This is a genomic window from Alcanivorax sp. (assembly GCF_017794965.1).
Classification (GTDB): domain Bacteria; phylum Pseudomonadota; class Gammaproteobacteria; order Pseudomonadales; family Alcanivoracaceae; genus Alcanivorax.
The window spans coordinates 3,273,274-3,298,502 of record NZ_CP051240.1 but is presented as its reverse complement, the minus strand read 5'-3'; the positions used below and the strand labels follow the sequence as shown (position 1 = coordinate 3,298,502).

At 59.6% G+C, this 25,229-nt stretch carries 18 protein-coding genes and 1 other RNA gene; 14 read left to right on the top strand and 5 right to left on the bottom strand.

Annotated features, from left to right (window positions below):
* The first annotated feature begins 97 nt into the window (after window positions 1–97).
* Window positions 98–610 carry a hypothetical protein gene (locus HF945_RS14405; protein WP_290523259.1) on the top strand — a complete coding sequence of 171 codons (513 nt, stop codon included), beginning with the start codon at window positions 98–100 and terminating at the stop codon, window positions 608–610.
* Window positions 611–1,280: 670 nt separating this feature from the next.
* Window positions 1,281–1,562 carry a hypothetical protein gene (locus HF945_RS14400; protein WP_290523258.1) on the top strand — a complete coding sequence of 94 codons (282 nt, stop codon included), beginning with the start codon at window positions 1,281–1,283 and terminating at the stop codon, window positions 1,560–1,562.
* A gap of 383 nt (window positions 1,563–1,945) precedes the next feature.
* Here the strand turns inward: HF945_RS14400 and rpiA are convergent, their stop codons facing one another.
* The gene (gene rpiA, locus HF945_RS14395) at window positions 1,946–2,599 is read right to left on the bottom strand and encodes a ribose-5-phosphate isomerase RpiA (RefSeq protein WP_290523257.1); all 654 of its coding nucleotides are present in this window, start codon (window positions 2,597–2,599) and stop codon (window positions 1,946–1,948) included.
* Window positions 2,600–2,855: 256 nt separating this feature from the next.
* Between rpiA and ilvA the strand changes: the two genes are divergently transcribed.
* Both ilvA and HF945_RS14385 read left to right on the top strand, forming a co-directional pair.
* Window positions 2,856–4,373, top strand: a complete 1,518-nt coding sequence (gene ilvA, locus HF945_RS14390) for a threonine ammonia-lyase, biosynthetic (protein ID WP_290523256.1) — start codon at window positions 2,856–2,858, stop codon at window positions 4,371–4,373.
* Window positions 4,374–4,747: 374 nt separating this feature from the next.
* Window positions 4,748–4,897: a hypothetical protein gene (locus tag HF945_RS14385; protein WP_290523255.1), complete on the top strand. Its 150-nt coding sequence runs from the start codon at window positions 4,748–4,750 to the stop codon at window positions 4,895–4,897.
* On the opposite strand, the gene HF945_RS14380 is transcribed toward HF945_RS14385, so the two are convergent.
* From HF945_RS14380 to HF945_RS14365, 4 genes are all read right to left on the bottom strand, one after another.
* Window positions 4,878–5,486 carry a 5-formyltetrahydrofolate cyclo-ligase gene (locus HF945_RS14380; protein WP_290523254.1) on the bottom strand — a complete coding sequence of 203 codons (609 nt, stop codon included), beginning with the start codon at window positions 5,484–5,486 and terminating at the stop codon, window positions 4,878–4,880. The two genes, HF945_RS14385 and HF945_RS14380, sit on opposite strands and share 20 nt — an antisense overlap.
* Window positions 5,487–5,525: 39 nt before the next feature.
* A non-coding RNA gene (gene ssrS / locus HF945_RS14375) (6S RNA) lies at window positions 5,526–5,710 on the bottom strand.
* A 402-nt stretch (window positions 5,711–6,112) separates the two neighbouring features.
* Window positions 6,113–6,424 (bottom strand): cell division protein ZapA, encoded by a 312-nt coding sequence (locus tag HF945_RS14370; protein ID WP_290523253.1) that lies wholly within the window; start codon window positions 6,422–6,424, stop codon window positions 6,113–6,115.
* Between the two features lie 52 nt (window positions 6,425–6,476).
* Complete coding sequence (locus tag HF945_RS14365; RefSeq protein WP_290523252.1) at window positions 6,477–6,689, bottom strand: TIGR02449 family protein; 213 nt, start codon at window positions 6,687–6,689, stop codon at window positions 6,477–6,479.
* A 229-nt stretch (window positions 6,690–6,918) separates the two neighbouring features.
* Between HF945_RS14365 and HF945_RS14360 the strand changes: the two genes are divergently transcribed.
* The 10 genes from HF945_RS14360 (at window position 6,919) to HF945_RS14315 (ending at window position 25,061) form a co-directional block, all read left to right on the top strand.
* Window positions 6,919–7,515: a UPF0149 family protein gene (locus HF945_RS14360; protein WP_290523251.1), complete on the top strand. Its 597-nt coding sequence runs from the start codon at window positions 6,919–6,921 to the stop codon at window positions 7,513–7,515.
* Window positions 7,516–7,541: 26 nt separating this feature from the next.
* Window positions 7,542–8,858, top strand: coding sequence for a Xaa-Pro aminopeptidase (pepP, locus tag HF945_RS14355; RefSeq protein ID WP_290523250.1), 1,317 nt, complete (start codon window positions 7,542–7,544; stop codon window positions 8,856–8,858).
* Window positions 8,859–9,196: 338 nt separating this feature from the next.
* The gene (locus tag HF945_RS14350) at window positions 9,197–10,369 is read left to right on the top strand and encodes an FAD-dependent monooxygenase (protein ID WP_290523249.1); all 1,173 of its coding nucleotides are present in this window, start codon (window positions 9,197–9,199) and stop codon (window positions 10,367–10,369) included.
* A gap of 339 nt (window positions 10,370–10,708) precedes the next feature.
* Window positions 10,709–11,947 (top strand): FAD-dependent monooxygenase, encoded by a 1,239-nt coding sequence (locus tag HF945_RS14345; RefSeq protein ID WP_290523248.1) that lies wholly within the window; start codon window positions 10,709–10,711, stop codon window positions 11,945–11,947.
* Window positions 11,948–12,070: 123 nt separating this feature from the next.
* Window positions 12,071–13,063 (top strand): extracellular solute-binding protein, encoded by a 993-nt coding sequence (locus HF945_RS14340; RefSeq protein ID WP_290523247.1) that lies wholly within the window; start codon window positions 12,071–12,073, stop codon window positions 13,061–13,063.
* Between the two features lie 3 nt (window positions 13,064–13,066).
* Window positions 13,067–14,671: an iron ABC transporter permease gene (locus HF945_RS14335; RefSeq protein WP_290523246.1), complete on the top strand. Its 1,605-nt coding sequence runs from the start codon at window positions 13,067–13,069 to the stop codon at window positions 14,669–14,671.
* A gap of 685 nt (window positions 14,672–15,356) precedes the next feature.
* The gene (locus HF945_RS14330) at window positions 15,357–16,706 is read left to right on the top strand and encodes an outer membrane protein transport protein (RefSeq protein ID WP_290523245.1); all 1,350 of its coding nucleotides are present in this window, start codon (window positions 15,357–15,359) and stop codon (window positions 16,704–16,706) included.
* A gap of 11 nt (window positions 16,707–16,717) precedes the next feature.
* Window positions 16,718–19,909, top strand: a complete 3,192-nt coding sequence (locus tag HF945_RS14325) for an Ig-like domain-containing protein (protein WP_290523244.1) — start codon at window positions 16,718–16,720, stop codon at window positions 19,907–19,909.
* A gap of 523 nt (window positions 19,910–20,432) precedes the next feature.
* Entirely contained in the window at window positions 20,433–21,788 is a 1,356-nt protein-coding gene (locus tag HF945_RS14320; RefSeq protein ID WP_290523243.1) for an outer membrane protein transport protein, read from the top strand.
* Between the two features lie 12 nt (window positions 21,789–21,800).
* Window positions 21,801–25,061, top strand: coding sequence for an Ig-like domain-containing protein (locus tag HF945_RS14315; protein ID WP_290523242.1), 3,261 nt, complete (start codon window positions 21,801–21,803; stop codon window positions 25,059–25,061).
* Window positions 25,062–25,229: the final 168 nt, after the last annotated feature.

Genomic DNA, 25,229 nt, shown 5'->3' with positions numbered 1-25,229 from the left:
GGTTTGTTACTTGAGCAGGGATCGGGTTTGGCACAGGGTATGTGTCGCGAACCAATAGATCATATTCATGCCTCGGCATGGAACAGGGAGATAATCAATGGAAAAGAAAATTATACTGGCGATGACTGCGGGTGCTGCAATGCTGAGTCAGGTTGCGGTGGCGGATCTGAATGCGGGCATCAATGCTGCGGTCAATGCGGAAGCGGATGCCAAGGCGGCGGAGCAGGATGTGCGAGCCAAGCGTGATGCGGCCAGGGAAGATGCCAAGGCCCAGAAAAAGGCCATGCAGGAAAAGCACAAAAAAATGAAGGGCGACGCCAAGGCCCGGCACGATGAAATGATGGACGATGCCGAAGCGCATGGCGAAGAAGTGAAAGGCCATGGCAAACGTCTGGAAGATGAAGCACGCGGCAAGCGCGATGCCGCCATGGAAAAAATGGAAGAGAACAAAGCCGCAGCCAAGCAGCGCCATGACGATGCCAAACAGCGCGCCAGCGAAACAGCTTCTCAAGCGGAAATGGATGCTCAAGCCAGAGTAGATGCAGAAGAAGCAGAAGTGGAAGCCAAGGCCAATGCCAAAGCCAAGCCGTGGTACAACTTCTGGGATTGATTTCTGGCAGACCTAAAAAAGTGCGTCGCGGAATGGCGGGAAGCAGGGCGAGGCCAGGATTTTCGAAAGGCGATTTTCGATCTTGATGTGGGCGTTTGCTTGCAAACGATCTTTTCCTGCTAACCCGCGATGTACCAAAAAACCGCACGTTGCCACTGCTGTCCCACAATTTGATTTAGCGAAGTCCGAAACCCGCCAGGCTGGCAAGCCGGCGGGTTTCTCTGTTTAGGGGAGCAGGATTCAAGGAGCCTCTGAGTACGCAAGGAGTTATTCAGAGGCGCCTTAACCGCCGCATTTTGACTCTCGAAGATGCCGGTCTCGTGGGAGCCTGCTTGCAGGCGAATGTTGGTGCGGAAACGGCTATTCGCTTGCAAGCAAGTTATTCGCTTCGCTCACCCTTCGGGCCGCACTCCGTGCGTTACTTCGCTACGCTACGTTCCCACATCAAGATCGAAATCGCCTTCAGCCAACCCTGGCCAAGCCCCTTTCACAAAATTCCGTGATGAACAATTTTATGTCTGTCAGGCGATGCCCTCGGCCTGGCCCGTGTGGTCAAGCAAACACGACCGGAAACAGGGCGTGCTGAACCTCACGTGTTGATGACATCAATCTGGCATAGTGGGGGAAAGAGTGTCAGCAAGCGATGCCGGGTATCGGCCGGGAGGCTGTGGTGAGAGAGAATCTAAAGGTAGCGGGTGGCGTTGCCGCCCTGTTGGTGGCCACACTGATGACGTCGTCTGCCATGGCGGCAGAGCCATCTTCTTCATCATCGCTTGATCCTGCTGAACGTGCGCAAGCGTTGCGGGAAGACCAGCGTATTCGTGAGCAACAGCAAAGGCAGGATCAACGTGATGCACTGCGAGAGCAATCCGACGCCCGCCAACAGGACCTTCATGATCGAATCCAGCAACGCCGTGATGACATGATCCGGGATATGAATCGAAAGCCGTAAGCTATGAGCTATGAGCTATGAGCTATGCTCGATTGGATTAAGAAAGGCCGAATAGTTCCCGGGGCTCTACATTTCTACGAAGCCGCCGTAGGAGCCTGCCTGCAGGCGATCCGAGCCCAGGCGAGGTGAAAAGGTTCGAGTTGCGAGTGCCGAGTTTCGAAAGGCAAAACAAGACGCATGGAAATTGGTTTGGGATTTGATCGTCGAGATGTGTTTCTGGAATCCTTGCCTCGCTTGGGCTCGCATCGCCCAGGCAAGCTGGGCTCCTACAGTGGGGTATAGTGAGCGTTTGAGACGCAAAAAGGCCTGCCTGGGTTACCGGGTGGGCCTTTTTGCGTCAGGGGTCAGGCGTCAGGCATGAAGCGTGGTGCGTGCAGCGTCGCCTAATACTGATTAACGCTGCCATTCTCGCCTACCAGCACCACATTGGCCGGGCGCTTGGCGAACAGGCCGTTGGTCACCACCCCAACGATGTTGTTGATTTTCTCTTCCAGTTCGATGGGATTGAGGATGTCCAGGTTGTGGACGTCGAGAATGATGTTGCCGTTGTCCGTGACAAAGCCGTCACGGTATTGCGGCTGGCCGCCGAGGGCTACCAGTTTGCGGGCCACATGGGAGCGGGCCATGGGAATCACTTCCACGGGCAACGGGAAGGTGCCCAGGCGTTTGACCTGCTTGGAGCCGTCGACGATACAGATGAACTGACCAGCCACCGCCGCCACGATCTTTTCCCGGGTGAGGGCGCCACCGCCACCCTTGATCATTTCCCGGTGAGCGTTCACCTCATCGGCGCCGTCCACATAGACCGGCAGGCGATCCACGTCGTTCAGGGAGACCACCTGGATGCCATGGCCCTTGAGGCGCTCGGCGGTGGCGTCGGAGCTGGCCACGGCGCCCTTGATGCGGTCCTTCATGGTGGCCAGACCATCAATGAAGAAGTTGGCGGTGGAGCCGGTACCCACGCCAATGTATTCGCCTTCGGGAACAAAGCGCAGCGCCGCTTCGGCGACCTGCTTCTTCAGTGCATCCTGATCCATGAGCCTGTCCTGTCATGCTGGTGAGTGTGATGAGTGGTCGTGCTCATCGTGAACGTGCGGGGGCTCAACAACCTGGTCGGACGTCAGACCTGCGACGTCAGACGTCCGGCCAGCGCAGCTTTACTGATAACCCGGTAAAGCGCCAATTATAGGCCAGCAGAGGCGCGGACTCGACCCCGGCCTATCGCAATTCCCCATGTCAGGCCCTAGACTATGGTGCTTCCAATACTTGTGCCTGACCAACCCGGATACTTTCATGCTGGACAAATACGTCAAACGGATACTGCAATCCCGCGTGTACGACGTGGCGGTGGAAACACCCATTCATGCAGCGCCGTTGATTTCCAAGCGAATTGGCAACCGGGTTTTGCTCAAGCGTGAGGATCTGCAGCCAGTGTTTTCCTTCAAGCTGCGTGGTGCCTATAACAAGTTGTGCCAGCTGAGCCGCGAACAACTGGACCGTGGGGTCATCTGTGCCTCGGCAGGCAACCACGCGCAGGGGATGGCGCTGGCGGCCACCTCCATGGGAGTGAAAGCCACCATCGTGATGCCGCGGACCACACCGGACATCAAGGTCAACTCGGTGCGAAACCACGGTGGTAAAGCAGTGCTCCATGGTGACAGCTTTGATGAAGCCCTGTCCCATGCCCGCAAGCTGGAAGCCGAAGGCGGCCTGACTTTTGTGCATCCCTATGACGATCCGGATGTGATCGCCGGGCAGGGCACTGTGGGTATGGAAATCCTCCGCCAACAGAGTCGTGATCTGGATGCGATCTTCATCCCGGTGGGCGGGGGTGGTCTGGCGGCAGGTGTGGCGGCGTATGTGAAATACGTGCGCCCGGACGTGAAGATCATCGCTGTGGAACCGGAAGATGCGGCATGCCTGAAAGCGGCCATGGAGAAGAAGCGCCGGGTAACGCTGAAGGAAGTGGGTCTGTTTGCTGACGGCGTGGCCGTGAAGCAGATCGGCAAGGAAACCTACAAGATTCTCAAAGACCATGTGGATGAAGTGATTACCGCCACCACGGATGAAATCTGTGCGGCCATCAAGGACTCCTTCGAGGACACGCGCGCCATCTGTGAGCCAGCGGGGGCGCTTGCCCTGGCGGGCATGAAAAACTGGGTGGCCAGGCATGGGGTGAAAGACCAGACCCTGGTGGCGATCCAGAGTGGGGCCAATGTGAATTTCGATCGCCTGCGCCATGTGTCCGAACGTGCCGAGCTGGGCGAGCAGCGTGAGGCTCTGCTGGGTGTCACCATTAGTGAGAAGCCGGGCGCCTTTCGGGCATTCTGTCAGGCCCTGGGGCGCCGAGGTATTACCGAATTCAACTACCGCTACAGTGATGACCGCCAGGCCAACATCTTTGTGGGGATTCAGCTCAAGCCCGGGGGCAAGGCATTGCAGGCCCTGATGCAGGAGCTGACCGACAAGGGCTACCCCGTGGTGGACATGAGTGGCAATGAAATGGCCAAACTTCACATCCGCCATCTGGTGGGGGGGCATACCTCCCGGCAGGACCTGCATGAGCGTCTGTTTCGGGTGCAATTCCCGGAGCGCCCCGGTGCCTTGATGGCCTTCCTGCAGTCGCTGGGCGGAAAGTGGAATATCAGCCTGTTCCACTATCGCAACCACGGCGCCGCCTATGGTCGGGTGCTGGTGGGTTTCCAGGTGGAAGAGGGCAAAGGCGGCCAGTTACTGGCTGATCTCAGGAAAGTGCCCTATCCCATGGTGGAAGAAAGCGATAACCCCGCGTACCGGCTGTTCCTGAACTAGTCTGCACCTGATCCTGTGGGAGCGCGCCTGCGGGAGAATGGCAGCAGGCTCCCACCGTTGCGATTTTGTAGAAGGCTTCAGGAACTTGCCACGCAGTGGGCGGTCGCAAACCTCCAGCGGCTTGCTGTACCGGGGGCTGGCTCTCTTCGTTATGCATAAAGATGCATTTTGTGACTCAGTTAACGAAGAGTTATGCCGTAGTTCTGTTAAGAAGCGTCAACAGGTGCCGGTAACTACTTGACTTTCCATGGTGGGATGGTCAAATTTTGATCCGGTTAGCATTTTCTGACAGACATTCCAATTACAGTGGCTGTCCTGTTAATACTTTTTACTCATATTTTATTTTTAGCTGTACCACTTTGGGGAATAGAAAAATGAAGAAAAAGCCGGACGCCTTGGTGCTACTGGCAATCGTTTTTGGACTTGGAGTGCTGGTCAGCACCCTTACCCATGGCGGTAACGAACCGGACTATCAGCATTACGCAGACAGTGCGGGTATCGTTGTCACCCAGACCCAGCAGTAACGATCCGATCTACCGGCTGGTCCCACGGGGCCACCGGTAGCATGCCTTCCTCTACACACTGAAAATCATAGCCCACCGCCACCAGCATTGGCTGGCGTGGCCGTCGCTGAAGGTCGGCCAGGGTGCGATCGTAATAGCCGCCGCCCATTCCCATGCGATACCCCGCGCGATCAAACGCCACTGCGGGGAGAAGAATCACGTCCAGCGCCCACAGGGCACGGCCTCTAAGGGCCCGGGCCGGTTCGGCAATGCCGTACTGGTTGGGGGTCATGGCGTGGTGAGCCTGCCACAGTCTGAACTTCAGATGCCCCCGCCGAAGCGGATCGAGCCAGGGCAGATAGGTGCTGGCGTGGCGCAGCCGGGGGTGGGTCATCCCGGGAAGCAGATCCAGTTCGCCATCGTTGGCGAGGTAGAGTGCGATATGGCGGGCGGGGCGGTGTTGCAGGGCCCGGGTCAACGCAGGGCCGACCCGGCGGGACGCCCGGCGTCGTTGTCCGGGGGTAAGCTGCCGCCGCTGCTGGCGACACTGCCGGCGCAGCTGCTGACGCTGTTGTCGTTGTGCTGGCGAGAGTGGCTGTTGAGCAGGCATCCGGCCTCTGGCGTCAAGCATCTGGCGTAGAAATAAAGGGTGCTTCCCGGTCCGCCGCTGCGGGCTTGACCCTTGAACCGTATGGTTCAAGGTGGAGGCAGCAGCCATGCCCTCAGGCTTTCCGCTCAATAGGCGGACATGCACACGGACACGGCAATATATGCCCCCGGGTATTACGTTATCGGCTCAGGGACATGGCCCTCTGGCGCACGGGCCAGGAAACACTCGCAGTCATTATAACAGTGGTGTTCCGGGCTGACAGTCTTGACAGGGCAGAAAGGCAGTTAACAGCGGTAAACGGCAATTAATAATTAATAGTGAATAGTTAATAGCTAAATTCAAAAGCGGAAACCTTGCCGGGGCATCGTAGGTCGGAAATGGGCGAATGCCCATCTCCGACATTGGCGTTGCAGGGTGAGACATAACCAGTTGAAAGTTCAAAGTTTAAAGTTGAAACGCGGGCTGGATTAGCGGGTTTTGCCAAGCGGTGCCCGCGTTTACAGGTAATGGCGCGGGCACTGAGGCTGGCAACAGGAAAACGTGGCTCGCGCCTTTTCAACTTTGAACTTTAAACTTTCAACTCCGGTTCTTTGTTGGCGTGCAGCGTGATGCCGGTTGCGGCGCTTCTACAGCTTGCGGCGGGCGTCTTCGAAGGCCTGGATTTCGTCTTCCAGGCGGCTGAGCAGGGCCTGCACGCGGGCTTCGCTCTCGGAATCCTGATCCACGCTCTGGCGGGCCTTGAGCAGCTCATGGCTCATGTTCAGGGCGGTCATGATGGCAATGCGTTCCAGCCCGATCACGTTGGCATCGCGGACTTCTCGCAACTGGGTGTCCAGGTAGCGGGCAGCGGCCAGCAGGTTATCCTGCTCGCCTGCCGGGCAGGCAACACGGTACTCCTTGTCGAGCAGATGGATCACCAGGGAGTTTTCGTTAGACATGGCCTCGGATACCGCTATTGCTTGGGGTTGAAGAACGGGCAGGATGCCACGCTCAGGATTCCTGCTCCAGAGATTTCAGGCGAGAAATGATCGCCTCGACCTTGTTGCGGGCTGCGTCATTCTTCTTCAGTAGCTGGGCGCGCTCTTCCACCAGTTTGGCCTCACGCTCGTGGAGGGCCAGATTTTCCTGGCGCAGCCGCGCACTGATACGCAGCAGTTCATCGACGCGGGTTTCCAGTTGCTTTAGTTGTTGTTCCGTCGTCATGGCAAAATGGTCGTGGTTCGCCTAAGGTGTGGGCCGGTTTCGGCCCGCGTCCCCTGCACCTTACCGGGATTTGCCGCGCTCGGCTCCCCCTCCCGGTTGACAGGCTCTTTCAACTATAGGTGTGGGGGTGTCAGGGGTCAACGAAATTGAATACTGGTAGTTACTTAGCGCACACTTTTCATGGCCTTCTTCAGGAAGGCATTCATGCCTGCAGATAACGGATCGACCCATGTCCAACTCGATTGATTTTGAGGTGCTGGCCCAGTCCCTGGCGGCTGCCGGCATTGCCCACTCTCCCAGCGAACTGCAAGGACTCACTGCCGGACTGCTCGCCACCGGCCATGGTGGCCGGGATGAGGAGCTGCTCGGGGTGTTGGCCTCCCATGTGGATTTTGAGCAGGGCCAGCTGTTTGAGCCTGCCTTGGCCGGCATGCTGGTGGCCGCCCGTGATGAGCTGGCCGGCGGCTTTGCTGGTACTGGCCTGGCGCTTCACCTGTTATTGCCGGGCGATGATGAAGATCTGGGGTTGCGGGTGGCGGCCATCGGCCAGTGGTGCGAGGGCTTTCTGGTGGGCTTTGGTACCGGGTCCGCGAATACCCACGACAAGGATCTCTCCCAGGGTATTCAGGAAGCCCTGTCCGACCTGGCGGCCATCAGCCAGGTGGAAACCCCTGACAGTGACGGGGAGGAAGAGGAAGACATGTTCGAGCAGGTGGCGGAACACTGCCGAATGGCAGCGCTGATGATTTACACTGAGCTGGTTATGCGTCCCCAGGCCAAGGCCGAAGAGGCAGACGTACCGTCCACACCGCCGACCAAGCACTGAAATATCTCCCGATACCAGGAGGGGTTTTGAGCATCAATCGTCAGGAATTCGCCCGTCGCCGCCAGGAGTTGATGGGCATCATGGGGCCCAACAGCATTGCCATTCTGCCGGCGGCTCCGGAGCACGTGCGAAACCGGGATGTGGAATATCCCTACCGGCAAAGCAGCGACTTCTGGTACCTCACCGGCTTCGCCGAACCGGAAGCCGTGCTGGTGTTGTTGCCCGGCCGAGAGCATGGCGAATACGTCATGTTCTGCCGTGAACGTGACCGCACCATGGAGATCTGGAATGGCTACCGCTCCGGTCCGGAAGGGGTGGTGAACGATTTTGATGCCGATGATGCCTTCCCGGTCGGGGATATCGACGAAATCCTGCCGGGCCTGATTGAGGGGCGTGAACGGGTCTATTACGACCTGGGCATGGATGCGGAATTCGACCGCCGGCTGATGGGCTGGGTCAACAGTATCCGTGAGCGGGTTCGCTCCGGCGCCCAGCCGCCGGGGGAGTTCGTTGCCCTGGCGCACCACCTCCATGATATGCGCCTGTTCAAGTCGGCGGGTGAAATCAAGCTCATGCGCAAGGCAGCCAGCATTTCCGCCGGCGCCCATGTGCGTGCCATGCAGGCAGTGAAGCCGGGCATGATGGAATACCAGCTGGAAGCGGAATATATCCACGAATTCATGCGCCATGGCTCACGAAGCCCGGCCTATCCGAGCATTGTCGGTGGTGGCGCCAACGGCTGCATCCTGCATTACATCGATAATCGACAGAAGCTGCAGGACGGTGACCTGGTGCTGGTGGATGCGGGCTGCGAGCTGGAGATGTATGCCTCCGATATCACCCGCACCTTTCCGGTGAACGGTACCTTCAGCAAGCCCCAGCAAGCGCTCTATGAGCTGGTGCTGGCCAGTCAGTATGCAGCCATCGAAGCCACTCACCCGGATAATCACTGGAATGTGCCCCATGAGCAGGTGGTCAATATCCTGACCCAGGGGTTGCTGGATCTGGGCCTGCTGAAAGGCGAGTTCAACGAGCTGGTGGAAACAGAGGGCTATCGTCGTTTCTTCATGCACCGCACCGGCCACTGGTTGGGGCTGGACGTGCACGATGTGGGCGATTACCGGGTGCAGGAACAGTGGCGCCAGCTGGAGCCGGGCATGGCCCTGACCGTGGAGCCCGGCCTGTATGTGGCGCCGGACGACGACACCGTGGACGAACAATGGCGCGGCATCGGCATTCGCATTGAAGATGACGTGGTGGTCACCAAGGACGGTTGTGAGGTGATGACCCATGAGGTGCCGAAGGATGTGGCGGATATTGAGAAGCTGATGAAGGGCAATTAATAGTTAACAGTTAATAGTGAATAGTTAACAGCTAAACCCTTAAAGACATAACCCGCTACGCAGCCGCGTAGGTCGGAAATGGGCGTGAGCCCATCTCCGACGTGGCGTTGCAGGGTGAAACAAAAGCAGTTGAAAGTTAAAAGTTTAAAGTTGAAAAGGCGCGCGCGAGGTTTTCCTGTTGCCAGCCTCAGTGCCCGCGCCCTTACCGGTAAACGCGGGCACAGCTTGGACAAAACCCGCTGATCCAGTTCGCGTTTCAACTTTAAACTTTTAACTTTCAACTCGCCCTTAGGGCTCGCGCCTCAAGTGGCGCTCCTACAGCAAGAATGGACGTTGAAATGACGCAACAACCTCTGGTGATTGTGGGTGGCGGGATGGCGGGGGCCATGCTGGCGTTGTTGTTGCGCCGGCACGGCGCGGGCTCGGTGGTGCTGGTGGAAAGCCATCCGCTGACGCTGCCGGAGACGCCGCCGTTGACCCCCAGCTTTGATGCCCGCAGCACGGCCTTGTCTGCCGGTACCCTGGCGGTGCTGGACGATCTGGGGCTGGGCGATGCCATTCTCGAGCACGCCGCGTCCATCGGCACGGTGCATGTGTCACGACAATCCCGACTGGGCCTGACCCGCATGTCAGCGGAGGAAGAAGGCGTCCATCAGCTGGGTGCGGTGGTGGAAAACCGCTGGCTGGGTTTTGTGCTACTGGGTGCCCTGTTCAACGATGCCGGCATCAGCGTGCGGGCACCGGATTCGCTGTCGGGCATTCGCCGCCTTGAAGGTGGCTATCAGGTTTCCCTCTCCAGTGATGATGTGCTGGACACCCCTCTGTTGATCGCCGCCGATGGCGCCCGTTCGCAAACCCGGGAATGGCTGGGTATCAGCGCCCGGGATCATGACACCGGCCACGATGCCCTGATCGCCAACCTGTCAGTGGCGACGCCCCATGAAGGCATTGCCTACGAGCGTTTCCTCAATGATGGCCCGCTGGCCCTGCTGCCGCTGCCGGAGCAGCGTTTTGCGCTGGTATGGACCGGGCCTCGTGAGCAGGTGGATCAGTGGATGGCCATGGACGAGCCGGAGGCGCTGGCACAACTGCAGTCCCGCTGCCCGGCAGAGGCGCCGCGGCTGACTGCCATCGGCGAGCGCCAGCGTTATCCGTTGATCCTCACCGAAGCCTGTGCCCAGGTGGTGCCCCATGCGGTGGTGGTGGGCAATGCGGCTCACACCCTGCACCCGGTGGCCGGGCAGGGCTTCAACCTGACCGTGCGGGATCTGCTGGCATTGGCGCAAACCGTGGGCGGCAGCGACCAGCCTGGCAGTCTGACCACCCTGCAGGCCTACACGGAAAAACGGGAAAAGGACCAGGCGCTGATCAGTCAGGCCTCCCGCTGGGTGCCGGAACTGTTTCGTGTCCAGCAACCGCTGTTTGCCCATAGTCGACAGCTGGGTCTGGTGGCGCTGGATATCCTGCCGGGACTGCGCAGTGGGTTTGCGCGAAGGGCGATGGGGCTTTGAAAGGCAGTTAATAGTTAACAGTGAACAGTTAATAGCTAAGTTCAAAAGCGGAAACCTTGCTGCGGCGGCGTAGGTCGGAAATGGGCGAACGCCCATCTCCGACATTGGCGCTGCGGGTGGGGCAAAACCAGTTGAAAGTTCAAAGTTTAAAGTTGAAAAGGCGCGAGAAAGGTTTTGCCGTTCTGGATCTCTGTACCCGCGCCCTTACCGGTGACCGCGGGCACGATATTGCAAAACACGCTGGCCGGGCCCGCGTTTCAACTTTGAACTTTTAACTTTCAACTCAAGGGTTTGATGGCGGAGATTGCCTGGGGCATCTGCGCGTTTTGGAAAGGATTTATGACGGGCGATAGCGAACAGCACATCATTATTGTTGGCGGCGGGATGACTGGCGGTTTGCTGGGGGTTCTGCTGGCGGAGGCCGGGTTGCGGGTGACGGTGCTGGATGGGGCGCCGGAGCCGGTGATGCCGTCCGGGGCGGCGCAATTGCGGGTGTCTACGCTCACCGAGGCCAGCTACTGGCTGCTGCGCAACAGTGGCGTCTGGGATCAGCTTGATTTGTCGCGCGTCCAGCCCTATGGCGCCATGCAGGTGTGGGATCAGGATGGCACCGGTGAAGTGACCTTCACCGCCGAAGAGGCGGGTACCGATACCCTGGGGTGGCTGTTGGAAAACGGCCACCTGACCGCCGCGCTTTATCAGCGTGCCCAGGCGCTGGCCTCACTGGACTGGCGCTGTGGCGCGAGCGTGGAGAGTGCGCGACGCAATGACAGCGGCTGGGATGTGATGTGTGGTGGTGAACGCCTGCACGCGGATCTGTTGGTGGGCGCCGATGGCGCCCGTTCGCAGGTGCGGGACTGGGCGGGGATCAGTGGTGGTGCGTCCGACAGCGGTCATCATGCGCTGGTGGCCACCATCGGCACGGCCTTGCCGCATCAGGGCTGTGCCCGTCAGGTGTTTATGGAATCCGGGCCGCTGGCCCTGTTACCACTTTACAGTGATCCGACCCAGGGTGAGCAGCGACAGTGCTCCATCGTCTGGTCCGGCTGGCCTGAACGAATTCGTGAGCTTCAGCAGTATGATGCCGGTCGCTTCGCCGTGGAACTGCAGGCCGCGGTAGCTGATGTGCTGGGCGAGGTGACCCTGCTGAGTGAGCGGGCTGTGTTCCCGATTCAGCCCCGGCATGCCAGCCAGTATGTGGCGCCGGCGCTGGCACTGGTGGGGGATGCGGCCCATGTGATCCATCCCCTGGCGGGGCAGGGCGTTAATCTGGGATTGCTGGATGCGGCGGTGCTGGCGGAAGAAGTGCTCCGTGCCGTCGATACCGGGCTGGGCTGTGCCGACCGGCATGCGCTGGCACGCTATCAGCGCCGTCGCCGGGGTGAAAACCTGGTCATGCAGAATGCCATGCGTGGCTTCCAGCAGCTGTTCGAGCAGCGCGCCCTGCCGCTTCGCTGGTTGCGCAATACCGGGATGAAGCTGGTGGATCAGGCGGGGCCGGTGAAAGGCTTCTTCGCCAACCGGGCGCTGGGGCGCAGTGCGGATTTGCCGCAGCGGGCGCGGCCACCGCAGCGGTGAAAAAATCCGGCTAGAGCTTGACCGCAAGACCTGCCATACTGCGAGACCAATTAAGAATCATTCTTGTTTGAATTTCCCGGACTGGAGTTAAGGGATATGCGTGTTTGTTGGAGAGTCGGTGTCATGGCTGGCGCCCTGGCGGCGCTGGCGGGGCTGTGGGGTTGTTCCGAGCCTGCAGCTGAGAATGAACTGGTGGTTTACACCTCTCGCAATGATCATCTGATCAAACCGGTATTTGATGCCTATACCGAAGAAACCGGCACCACCATTCGCTACATCACTGACAATGCCTCTGCGCTGGCCGCCCGTATCAAGGCGGAAGGAGAGCGCACCCCGGCGGATCTGCTGATCACCGTGGATGCCGGCAACCTGTGGAATGCTGCCGAGATGGAGCTGCTGCAGCCGGTGGAGTCCGTGGTCCTGGACGCCAATGTGCCGGCCAGTTTCACCGACCCGGACAAACAATGGTTCGGCCTTACCAAGCGGGCCCGTACCCTTGTCTATTCCACCGAACGGGTGAACCCGGAAAATCTGTCCAGCTACGAAGCCCTGGCCGAACCGGACTGGAAAGGCCGTCTGTGTCTGCGTACCTCCAAGAAGGTCTACAACCAGTCTCTGGTCGCTACCATGATCGAGCGTCTGGGCTCAGAGCAGGCGGAAGCCGTGGTTAGCGGCTGGGTGGGTAACCTGGCCACGGATGTCTTCTCCAATGATACCGCCCTGATGGAAGCCATCGTCGCAGGGCAATGCGATGTGGGTATAGTGAATACTTACTATTTTGGTCGCATGAAGCGCGATAACCCGCAGCTGCCGCTGTCCCTGTTCTGGGCTAACCAGGAGAGCAGTGGTGTGCACATCAACATTTCGGGTGGCGCGGTGACCAAATACGCCCCCCATCCGGAACAGGCCAAGGCTCTGCTGGAATGGATGACCCAGCCCAAGGCCCAGGCCCTGTTGGCGGAGATCAACCTGGAATACCCGGTGAATCCGACCGTGGAACCAGCAGAGGAAGTGAAATCCTGGGGTGAATTCCGTGAGGATGACCTCAACGTCAGCGTGGCCGGTGCCCTGCAGGTGGACGCCGTGAAGCTGATGGACCGCGCAGGGTATCGCTAAGCGGTGAGCCGAGCAACAGTGCCCCTTCCGCGGCTGCCCGCCATCAGGTTGCCCGGTCTCAGTGGCGCCAGTGCGGTTGCACTGGCGTTGCTGGTTCTGGTGCCCATTCTGGTATTGCTGAGTGCCTGGCACCAGCAACAGTGGGAAACCTGGCAGCACCTGCTCGACACGGTGCTGTGGCGGCTGGTGGGTAATACCCTGCTGCTGATGGTGGGCGTCACCATCGGGGTGCTGACTCTCGGGGTGTCGCTGGCCTGGTGCGTGGCCACCCTGGAGTTCCCTGGGCGCCGCTGGCTGGAGTGGGCCCTGTTTCTGCCCATGGCCATGCCCGCCTATGTGCTGGCGTTTGTCATGGTGGACCTGCTCGACTATGCGGGCCCGATCCAGACCCAGCTGCGTAGCTGGTTGCCGGCCCTGTCTGGCTTCAGTGCCCGCCATCCGGCATGGGTGATCGTGACGCTGACCCTGGTGCTCTATCCCTATGTCTACATGCTGGCGCGGTTGGCGTTCCTGGCCCAGGGGCGGGCGGTGCTGGAGCAGGCCCGTATCCTGGGCGACAGTTCACTGCGGGCTTTTTTCAAAGTGGCCTTGCCCATGGCGAGGCCAGGTATTGCAGCCGGCCTGGCGCTGGCCTTGATGGAAACCCTGGCGGATTTTGGCGCGGTATCGGTGTTCAATTTTGATACCTTCACCACCGCCATCTACAAGAGCTGGTACGGCCTGTTCAACCTGCAGGCCGCCGCCCAGCTGGCCTCCCTGCTATTGCTGTTCGTGCTGGTCGCGCTCACCCTGGAGCGCCGTGGCCGGCGCCGTGCTCGCTACAGTGAGCTGGGGGGACGGCAGGTAATGCGGGCCCGCCCCCGCCAGGCCTGGCTGATCTCTTTGTTTGCCTTCGGGGTGCTGTTCCTGGCGTTTCTGCTGCCGGTATCCCGCCTGCTGTATTGGGTGATCGGCACCGGTCTGCAGGGCGTGGACTGGCGCTTCGCCAACCTGGTGTGGCGTACCTTCCTGCTTGGCGCCATGGCCGCCAGCCTGGTGCTGATGCTGGCCAGTTGGCTGGCCTGGGTGAAGCGACACCAGCCGTCGCGCACGGTGTCTGCGTCGGTGCAGCTGGCGACGCTGGGCTATGCGCTGCCGGGCTCGGTGTTGGCGGTGGGCATCATGGTCAGCTTCAGCGCGGTGCAGGGCTGGCTGCATGATCTGGGGCTGTCGGTGCCGCTGGTGGGCGGGCTGCTGGCGTTGGTGCTGGCCTATGTGGTGCGTTTCCTTGCGGTGGCTTTCGGACCGGTGGAAAACGCCTTGCAGCAGGTCAAGCCGGGAGTGGTGGAAGCGGCCCGCACCCTGGGGGCTACTTCCGCCGAGGTGAGCCGCCGGGTGTATCTGCCCATGATGTTGCCGGGGCTGTTCACGGCCCTGCTCATGGTGGGGATCGATGTGATGAAGGAAATGCCCGCCACGTTGCTGTTGCGCCCCTTCGGCTGGGACACCCTGGCGGTGCGTATTTACGAACTCACCGCCGAGGGTGAGTGGCAGCGGGCGGCGGCGCCGTCCCTGACCCTGGTGCTGCTGGGCCTGCTGCCGGTGATCCTGCTCACCCGCAGGCATTAAGCCCAACTTCCCTCCCCCAAAGACGGTTTTTACCACAGAGGTCACCGAGTTCACGGAGGAAATTCCAGCAAGCCCCAGCCCCACTGTGGGAGCTTGCTTGCAAGCGAATGCCCCAACCCTTCGTCTGCAGGCAGACTCCCACATCAAACCCCGCAAACCAAAAGACGGGTTTACCACAGAGGCCACTGAGTACACTGAGGAAATTCCAGCAAACCCCGGCCCCACTGTGGGAGCTTGCCTGCAAGCGAATGCCCCAACCCTTCGTCTGCAAGCAGACTCCCACAATAAGCCCGGCCCCCAAAGACGGTTTTTACCACAGAGATCACCGCATTCACGGAGACAAAACACTGGGTCTCTCTGTGCCCTCCGCGATCTCTGTGGTGAGACTGCATTTGACCTGATCTCTTGCTTGATTTGTGCATGGCTGTACATCTTTGCCTTGATATTCGGCCTGATGCTTTCAGATGCCTAGCTATTTGCCCTCTAATAACAATGCCTTACATAAATAATGCTGTAGGGTTTATTTATGTGTATATATGTAAATAAGATGGCAAATTGAGACTTGGTTGTAAGGTAATGTTTCTGTCTTGCTGGTACGCTTATGCCACTTATTTTTAGGCAAGTTATTGCTTCGCTTTTGGGTTAACAACAATAAGCCCGTTCGGGCAAGTCTCTGGAGACGTTCATGACATACAGGAAAGTGCTTCCCGCCATGGTGGCAGGGTTCGGGGTTGTGTCTGCCATACCGGCCATGGCCAGCATGGGTAACATTGGCACCACCTACGGGGTGCTCCCCTCAGACGTGGCCTCGGCCCAGGCGTTGTCCCTGTTCAACAGCCAGGTGTCGGCGACCTATTACAACCCGGGCTATCTGGCCAGGGACAGCCGTGGTGAACTGACCACCGGGCTGCTGCATGCGGACCATGAATTGCGGGCCTCCAGCCCGGTCACCGGTAAAAGCCAGGTTCTCCAGGATTCCCCTTCCCAGCAGGTGTTGCTGGGGATGAAGACCGATCTGACAGGCCTGACCCAGTATGAACATCCCCTTTATCTGGGTTTCATGCTGGGTGTTGAGGAGTACGGCGACGAGATGTTGTCGTTCAACTCCCAGACCGCCATTGACGGCCAGTACCTTGAATACGGCCGTCAGCCCCTGTTCCTGAACCTGGGGGGCGGCACCCAGATCTGGCGCGGTCTGGATATGGGGCTGTCTGCCCGGATTACCCTCCATTCCGAGGCGGAGCTGGTGGCCACCTCAACCCTGGCAGGGGAGACCAGCTACGAGACCCTGAACGTGTCCGCCAAACCCTCCCTGCGGCCCATTTTCGGCATGAACATGGATTTTGGTGAGAGCTTCTGTGGCGATGACGACAGTTGCTGGATGAATGGTCTGGAAGCGGCTTTCAGTTTCCGTGGCTATTCCAATACCAACACCACCGTGGACTCCAATATCACCATCCCCGGTACGGTGCTGGATCCGGGGATCACTCTGGCGGTGTCCACCATCGATTCCTATCAGCCGAACATCTATGCCGCCGGTCTGGCATACAGCCAGGATCGCTGGCGTGTCGGGGTAACCTTGGAGAAGCAGCAATGGTCGGACCTGGAGGAAGAGCTCGAGGGCGACACTATCAAGGACCAGGCGGTGCTGACCGGCAACAAGGATGCCCGCCTGGCGTTCAAGGACATCATCGTGCCCCGTATTGGCGGCGAATTTCACTTCGATGACACCTACATGGTGACGGCCGGGGTGGCACTCAGCGAATCGCCGATGGATTCCAAGGGTTCACTGGAAGTGAACTATCTGGATGCGGACAAGATGATTGTCGGCCTGGGGCTGACGGCTCGTTACGCTTCCGTGCCGGTGCTGGCATTCCCGGTTCGGCTGGATCTGGCTTACCAGTATCAGCAGCTTGATCCCAAGGATATCGAGCTCTATGACCGCCGCTCTCCCACCTACCCCCAGCCATACGGTGCCGGGGAGGCTGACGGTGAAGTTCATGTCTTCACGGGCTCAATCACGCTCAAATTCTAGGAGGCTTCGGCATGAAACTGAAAGCGCTATGCCTGGCCACCACTGCGGCCCTGATCAGTGCCTGTGGTGGGGAGGCGGATAACAGCCAGACCGTAAATTGGCAGGTGGGTGAGGTTTACTACAGCTATCCCTACGAGGGGCAACAGCGGGTGTCCCCACGGACGCCGCTGGTAATGCGGTTCTCCCATGCAGTGACTGTGGATGACAGTCACTTTACCCTGCTTGAATGCCCTGACCTGTCGGACGACTGCGAAGACACGGGCACCAATCACGTGGCACTGCAGGCACCGCAACCGGTGGCGGGCGGTAAAGGGGTGGTGCTACAGCCGCAGGCTCCCCTGAAAACGGCCACCCACTATCGTCTGGTGCTTGAGGGTATTGAGACCAGCAATGGTGAAGCGAGATTCGAAGACGGCATGGATTTCACCACCCGTTTGAGTCATGACGGGCCGCTGGAAAGCCAGATGATGAGTCTGGATCTGGCGGTCAATCGGGTGATTCCGGATGGCGACGCCTTGCCTTTCATGGATTTCACCACCCTGCGCGTTCAATTCAACCAGCTGCTCGATACCTCCACCGTGGTGTACGGGGATACCGATCTGTCAGGCAGCGTGGAGCTGGAAAACGACGGTGAGACCGTTCCTGCCGCTCTGCTGGTGAAGGGAGATGCAGTCACTGTCGATCCCCATGAGGATCTGCAGCCCGGCCGCACATACACGCTGAAGCTGACCGACTCCATTCGCGGGGTAGGGGATGACCAGCTGACGGGCGGCTACGAGCAGAGCTGGGTGGCTGGCAATTCCCGCCCCCGCGCCACCCTGGTGCAGGAAGTGGTGCAGGCCAGCGACGCGGCGGTGGATCCCTGTAACCAGGATGATGCCCTGTCTGCCAAGCTGACCGGCGCGGTAATGAACTGTGTGCCGTTGATGTCCACCCTGCTGGGGAACAAGGATGCCACGCTGCAGTCCGGTGACGTGCACGCGGAGCTGGCATATCTGCCCAACTACCCGGACGTGTCGCCCCTGCGTATCCCGCGGGGCAGTTTGCTGACAGGCTCCAACATCGATGTCCGTGTCGGTGGCGATGTGCCTGCCGGGTTCAGTACCGGCGACATCTCGGTGACCTTCCTCTCCGATGCCACCGGTTATCTGTTGCCCAACCCGTACAGTGATGCCCATGAGGCGCCCAAGCAGATCAAGCTGTTCATGGATGTGTCCATGACCGCCGAGAACCCGGAGGCCAACGGCGGGCTGAGCCAGACCCTGATGCACGTGGAATTGAACGGCATGGCGCTGGTGAATAATGGGCGTATGGAAATCGACGCCGTGGGGATTGTGGAGCCGACACTGCTGGGGCAGGAAACCGCCTTCGGCCTGCTTAGCTTCCACATGAAATCCTACGAGGATCAGGAAAATCCACCGCAGCCGGTCCCGGATATGACCGCGCCCCAGTTGCAGAGCATGGTGCCGGTCAACAATGCCAATGGGGTGGCGGATCGGGCGCGTCCCGGCGATCCGGTTGTCCTGAACTTCAGCGAGCCGCTGGATCTGGACGGTCTCAGCCAGGAGGGTGCTATTGGCTTCAGCCGTGACGGGGCCCAGCAAGCGTTCAGCTGGGAACTGGATGGCGCCACCCTGATTGTGCGCCCGGAACAGCCGCTGGCCATGGGTGCCAACTACCAGGTGACAGTGGGCAGTGGGGTGACGGATCTGGCGGGCAATCCGCTGGTGGCCGTTAACGAAAACTTTCAGTTGCCGACGGTGCCTGGCGACACCGCACCGCCCACGGTCTTGACCAGCTATCCGGGCTTCCCCTGTGCCAGCGACAAGGAGCATTGGGAGATCGAAGCGGGCAACCATGGCTTCTGTCAGGGCGGGGACACGGCGGATGATCGTAATCCGGTGCCCTACCTGCCGGCAGACCGGGCCATCCGGGTGAACTTCTCCCAGGACATTGACCCCGCGTCAGTAATCTTCGAGAGCAGTACCGCCTGTGATGTGGGCAGCTTCCGGGTAGAAAAGGTGGTGCTGGATCCGGCCACCGGCAAACCCCAGCGCTTTGACGACGGCAGTACCCGTAAATACCAGTGTGCGGAAGGCGTGCCTGGCCGTCTGGATGTGGGTGCACGCAGCGTCAGGTTCACCCCTGATGAACCCTGGGAAGAGGGTGTCTATTACCGCTACATTCTGATGAGTGTGAACGGCACCAGCGCCCAGCAAGCGAATGACTGCAGCAGTGGCGAGGCGATCTGCTCGGTAACCGGCAAGCGTCTGCAGACCGCATTACTGCGGGCCCCGGAGGATGATATGGGTGGCCCGAACCTGCACCTCCACTTTATTGGTGCACCTGCCCGTGACTCCGTGTTCCAGCCCCTGCGAAATCTGCCCACCGCGGACCTCAACGGCAACGGCACCTTTGATGCCGGCGAGCCGGGCTACGGTGGCAATGGTCCCGGGGTGAACACCACGGGATTGGTGGTGGATGACTATGATGGTGACGGTATTCTCACCGACCCGGAATTGGTCTGTGACGTGCCGGAACAGTGTGACATCCATGTGGTGGGTGCACTGGACACGGAAGTGTTTGGTTCCGAGGTCTATCGGGACTTGCAGACTGGTGAAACAGTGATGGACCCGGAAACCGGTGAGCCCCTGCGCGCCGTAAGGGTGGGGCTCTACCCGACCATGATCCAGGCCTCGTCAGTGACGCTGCTGGTGAAAATCATCAGTTTGATTCCCAGTGAAACCCCCACTGAAACCCAGTACATGCGCATGCGCTACACCTGTGTGGCCTGGCCGGAGGATGCGGAGAACTACTGCGGCAAGACCAACCCGGATGGCAGCTATGTGTATGATGAGATCGAACGTCAGGGTCTGATTCCGAGCTGGATTGTGGAGACGGAGAACGGTCCGGAGTTCCGCACCGATGTGGAGGTGTATCTGGATGCGCCCGACATGCATATCGTGCTGGACGGTACCCACAGCCTGCACAGCGCTCCGCTGACGCTAAACCTGAGCGGGCCGGTGACCTTCCTGCCGGATGGTCGCATGGTGATTGATCAGCTCAACAGCAATACGGTGCCCATTGATGTGAAACTGGGGATCTCGTTGGGTTTCATTCCATTGTCTAACCCGGAGATTTATCTGCAGATTCCGCAAAATGGTCTGCATCTGCAGTACCTGGGGGAGCCCATCAAGCAGTAACGGGCGATCCTGCATCAAGCCGGCCTTCGGGCCGGCTTTTTTGTGTCCGCTGCACACACGGCAAGGCCTTCGTTCAGCAAGCAGAATCTCCCACTGGAATAACGCATGCACGCACCACGCTTCATGCCGCACGCCAACCCCCCTTCCACGGAAGGGCACAGCTGCTGTGGGAGATTCAGCTTGCTGAACGAACAGGGCGCCAGCCTGTCAGCAGGAGCGAAAATCAAACGACAACCCGCTTGACCACGGCAACGTCCGGGGGTTCGGTCTTATCAACTGCTGCCCTCCCGCTTCCCTGCAACACTCTGATTACACACCTTAACAAGCCCGCCAAATCAAACACTTTTCTCAACCATTCCCAACCTTTTCGCAACGGCTGTGGCACTGGCGTTTTGTTTTACTTATTGCATATACACAGGCAAGAACAGGTCAGCCGGTGCATACCGTTCACCTGATCTTCGCTGCAACAAAGCCACGCTCAAAGAGTGGCAATAAGCCGAATAACAAACGCCGGAGACCCAATATGTCCGTCAAACCCTTACGCCGCCTGGGGGCTGCAGCCCTTTTCTCGACCCTGCTGACCGCCCCGGCGTTTGCCGCCATGGGCAACACTGCCAGCACCTATGGCCTGCTGCCTGTGGATGTGGGCTCGGCGCAGGCACTGTCGCTGTTCAATACCCAGGCTTCTGCTCTCTACTACAATCCGGCTTACCTGACCCAGGATCCGCGTGGTGAATTGACCGTGGGCCTGCTACACGGTGAGCACGACTTGATGGTAACCAGTAATGGCAACCCCAGTGGGGGTGGCGCAGCCGTAATCCGTGACGGTGACAAGGCCAATGTGGCGGATACCCAGCAACAGATCATTGCCCTGAAGACCGATCTGACCGACATGTTGAAAGGCGATCACCCGCTGTATTTCGCCATCATCGCCGGGGTGGAAAAGTACGGTGAGGAAATGCTGGCCTTTGAATCCAAGAACTCCCGCGAAGGGCAGTTCATGCAGTACGGCCGTCAGCCCCTGTTCCTGAATCTAGGGGGCGGTCTGGAAATTGCCAACGGGATCAGCACCGGGGCATCGGCCCATATTTCCCTGCGCAGTGAAGCCACCCTGATTGCCAGTGCTGACCTGGCCGGTGTTACCCAATATGAAGAATTGACCGTGTCGGCCAAACCAATCATCCGGCCGGTACTGTCCATGAACCTGGAGTGGGACAAGATCTTCTGTGGTAACGAGGATTGTGGGGTTTTCTCCGGTCTGGAAACCGCCGTTGCCTTCCGCGGTCACACCGAAGCCCGGACCGCTGTGGAATCCAACCTGACCATCCCGGGCACGGTGCTGGACCCGGGTATTACCGTACTCATCGATACCATCGACTCCTACCAGCCGGACATTCTCAGCGCCGGTATCCAGTACCAGTTGTTCGATAACTTCCGCGTGGCGGCCAGTGTGGAGCAGCAGAACTGGAGTGATCTGGAAGACCAGCTGGCGCGGGATACCGTGAAGGATCAGGCGTTCGCCCAATTCAAGGATGTGATGGTGCCACGGGTGGGGGCCGAGTGGAGCGTGAATGACCATATCAAGCTGTTCGGTGGTGTGGCCTACCAGGAAAGCCCGCTGGAAAGCATCCAGACCCCGGACGTGAACTACTTCGACAATGATCGCATGATCTTTGGTGTGGGCAGTGCCCTGATCATCAAGAACCCGCCGATCCTGGCCTACCCCATGCGTCTCGATTTCGGTTACCAGTTCCAGCAGCTGGAGCAGCGTGATTTCGAGCTGACGACCACCCGTCCCGGCGTGGCCAATCCCTATGAATCCGTGAGCACAGAAGGCGACGTGCATGTCTTCTCAGGTTCACTGACCTTGAAGTTCTAACGGAGGCGCGACATGAAAAAGAACAACACAGGCCTCATCGTTACCGCACTCGCGGCGGCCGCATTGGCCGGTTGCGGGGGTGACAGTGCCGATGTGAGTTTCGATACGCCCACGTTCAATGCCCGTAATCTGCACTACACCTACCCCCTGGATAATCAGGAGCAGGTGGCGCCGCGGGCCATTGTTGCCCTGCAGTTCAGCCACGAGGTCACTGCCAGCGACAGCAACTTCAGCTTTACCGGGCCGGAGGGTGAGGATGTTCCCTTTACCCTGGCGTCCGTGGCCGATGGCAAAGGCGTGGTGCTGACCCCGGTGGACGCTCTCAAGCCAGCGTCTGAGTATCGCGTGGTCATGAACGGTGTGACCGTGCTGGGTGAAACCACCACCTTCAAGGACGGCACGCTCAACTTCACCACCCGTGCCGCCCTGGAAGGCCCGCTGGCTAGCCAGCGAACCAGTGACACCTTCGAGGTCGCCTCACTGTTCCCGGATGATGGCCAGTTCAAGAGCATGGACTTTTCCTCGTTCCGGGTGCGCACCACCCAGCCCATCGACGCCAGCAGCGCGATCTATGGCGATACCGTCAGCCTGATGAGTAACGGTGAAGTCGTGCCGGCCTTGATGCTGGTCGGCCGTACTGCGATTACCGTGGATCCGAAAGAGGACATGGTGCCGGGCCAGACCTATGAACTGGTGATCGATGGCGTGCAGAACGAGGCCGGTGACACCATTGCCGCCTTTACACACTCCACGGTGCCCAAAGACACCACCTCGCCCACCACTGGCGAGCGTGCGGTGCTGGTGACCAATGCACCGCCGGCAGATGAAGACCTGGGGTGTCTGGACGACGGGGTGCGTCTGTCCGAGCTCACCGGCCAGCCGATCAACTGTGTGCCGGTGATTGGTACCTTGCTGCAGGACAAGACGGTCTCCAAGCAGTCCGGTGATGTGTACGCGGAACTGGCGTTCACGCCCAACTTCCCGGAAGTCACGCCGCTGCGCGTGAAGAAGGGCGGTATTCTCAAAGGGGATGCGCTGGAAGTGTTCATCGGCGGTGAAGTGCCGGTGGGTTTCGACTCCGGTGAAGTGACCGTGCAGATCATCTCCGATGCCACCGGTTACCTGTTCCCCAACCCCAACGCAGAAAGTGATGATGCCCCCAAGCAGTTGCGACTGTTCATGGATATCGCCACCTCCACCGCGGACGCTCGCGCCAACGGTGCCTTTACCCAGAACATCATGCACCTGGAGTTGGTGGGCACTGGCCTGATCGAGGACGGCCAGCTCAACACGGACGCCATCACCGTGGTAGAGCCCCGTGTGCTGGGCGTGGAAAACAGCTACGGCGTGCTCAGCTTCCGCATGGAGTCCTATCGCGACCAGGAAAACGCGCCGCTGCCGCCGGTGGATGCAGTGAATCCATTTATCCCGGTGCTGAATGGCGATAACGGTGCCGAGCTGTCCTGGCAGCCGGGCAACGTGGCCGATCGCATGGAGCCGGGCGAGCCCATCGTGATTCACTTCAACGAAGCGCTGGAGCCGGATTCCATTATTGCTGGCGATTCCCTGCAGCTGACCAAGGGCGGCCTTGCTGAGTCGTTCAGCTGGGTGTTGAACGGGAATGCGTTGGTGATTACCCCGGAGACCCCGGTTGAATATGGTGTGGAGTATGTGGTGACCACCACCCCGGATATCACCGATCTGGCCGGTAACCCGCTGCAGATGCTGGATTCCCTGGAAGGGGACAACAGCCTCGACTTCACCCTCCCGGAATATGTGGTAAATGATTCGGACGATGTGCGCCGTGGTCCCTTCGCGTCCACCGTGTACCCGGGGTTCCCTTGCGCCACGGAAACGGTCAGTCAGGCCACCATCGACAGTGGCTTCCAGGGCGCCTGTGTGTCTTCCAGCAGCACGGCGGAGCAGGTGGCAGTGGACTCCCTGCCCATTGTGGATCTGCCTGCCAACCGTCCTATCAAGGTGCGCTTTTCCCAGAACATGGATCCGGCCACCATCACCCTGGGCGGCACCTTCCTGGTCGAAAAAGACAATGGTGGCAGCTGGGAGCCGGTGGACGGTGAGCTGACCACCCAAACCCGTGCGGTCATGTTCACTCCTGAGCAGCCCTGGGAAGAGGGAGCGCTCTATCGCTACGTCATGATGGGCAATGGCGGCGGCACCGGCTGTGCCGGCATCTGCTCTGCCGATGGCCTGCCGTTCCAGAGTGCACCCCTGCTGGGCGGCGGCTTGAAAGAGGGTGGCCCGGATATGGAAATCCTGTTCAAGGGTGGCCCGGCGGCCAACACCATCTTCCAGGAACTGGGCAACCTGCCCAGCGCGGATGTGAACAACAACTTTCAGATCGATAACGGGGAGCCGGTGGCAACGGCAAATGTCATCGATCCGGCAGATACGCCGGCCAATGCTACCTTGATTCTGCCTCGCGATGGCGGCGGCTCCGGTCTGGTGACCGCTGCTAACACCGGTTGTGGCTTCGAGGGCGTTCCGCCTTATAGCTCGGAAGATCAGAGTCAGTGTGATAGCGACCGCATCATGTATGTCACCGGTTTGCTCAACACCGAAATCCTGGATTTCGACGAAGAAGAGCAGGGCGTGCCGGTAGTGATTTACCCGACCACGCTGGCCTTGACCAACCTGGACGCGACTGCCGTGGTGGGGCTGGATCTGAATGTGCTGGATTCCCAGAGTACGCTGGATGTAATCCCGGTGCTGGGCCCCATCCTGACTGATCTTCTGGAGATGACCCTGGGTGCGGTAGATGATCTGGTGAATGCACTGGCTGGCCAGTTTGGCGGCGAGGGGGTGTTGAGTGATCTCTTGGCTGTGGTGGGCGATGTGGGCCTGGTGCCGATTGAGACGTCCACGGGTCCGAACATCATGCGGGTGCGTTATGAGCCAGAAGACCCCAGTGATCCCAACAGCCCGCGCACTGTCCCGCCGGTAGGCTATATTGTAGACACCCCGGATGGCCCGGTGTTCCGCCTCCAGTTTGATCTGCTGTTTGACGCTCCTGCACTGAGTCTGCCGTTGGGATTGGAGCACAACGTCAAGGGCTTGCCGATCGATGATGTGATCCTTGAAGGGCCGCTGGACTTCTTGCCGGACGGGCGCCTCTTCATCGGTCTGCAGAACCTGGAAGCCAAGAACGTGGATCTGGAGATTTCTCTGGCTGGCCTGGAAGGTGGGCAAGTGAATCTGATTATTCCGCCGGGAGGCATCAACCTGAGCTATCAGAGCGCCTCCATCCAGTAATTTGGCGGTCACGTTCCGATGACAACCCATGCCCCGGCTTGCCGGGGCATTTTTTTAGTTGAAAGTTCAAAGTTGAAAGTTCAAAAGCGCGAGAGAGGCTCTCAGGGTTGTCATGGGGTGTGCCCGCGCCATTACCGGTGATCGCGGAGAGGGGCGGGCAATCCCCTC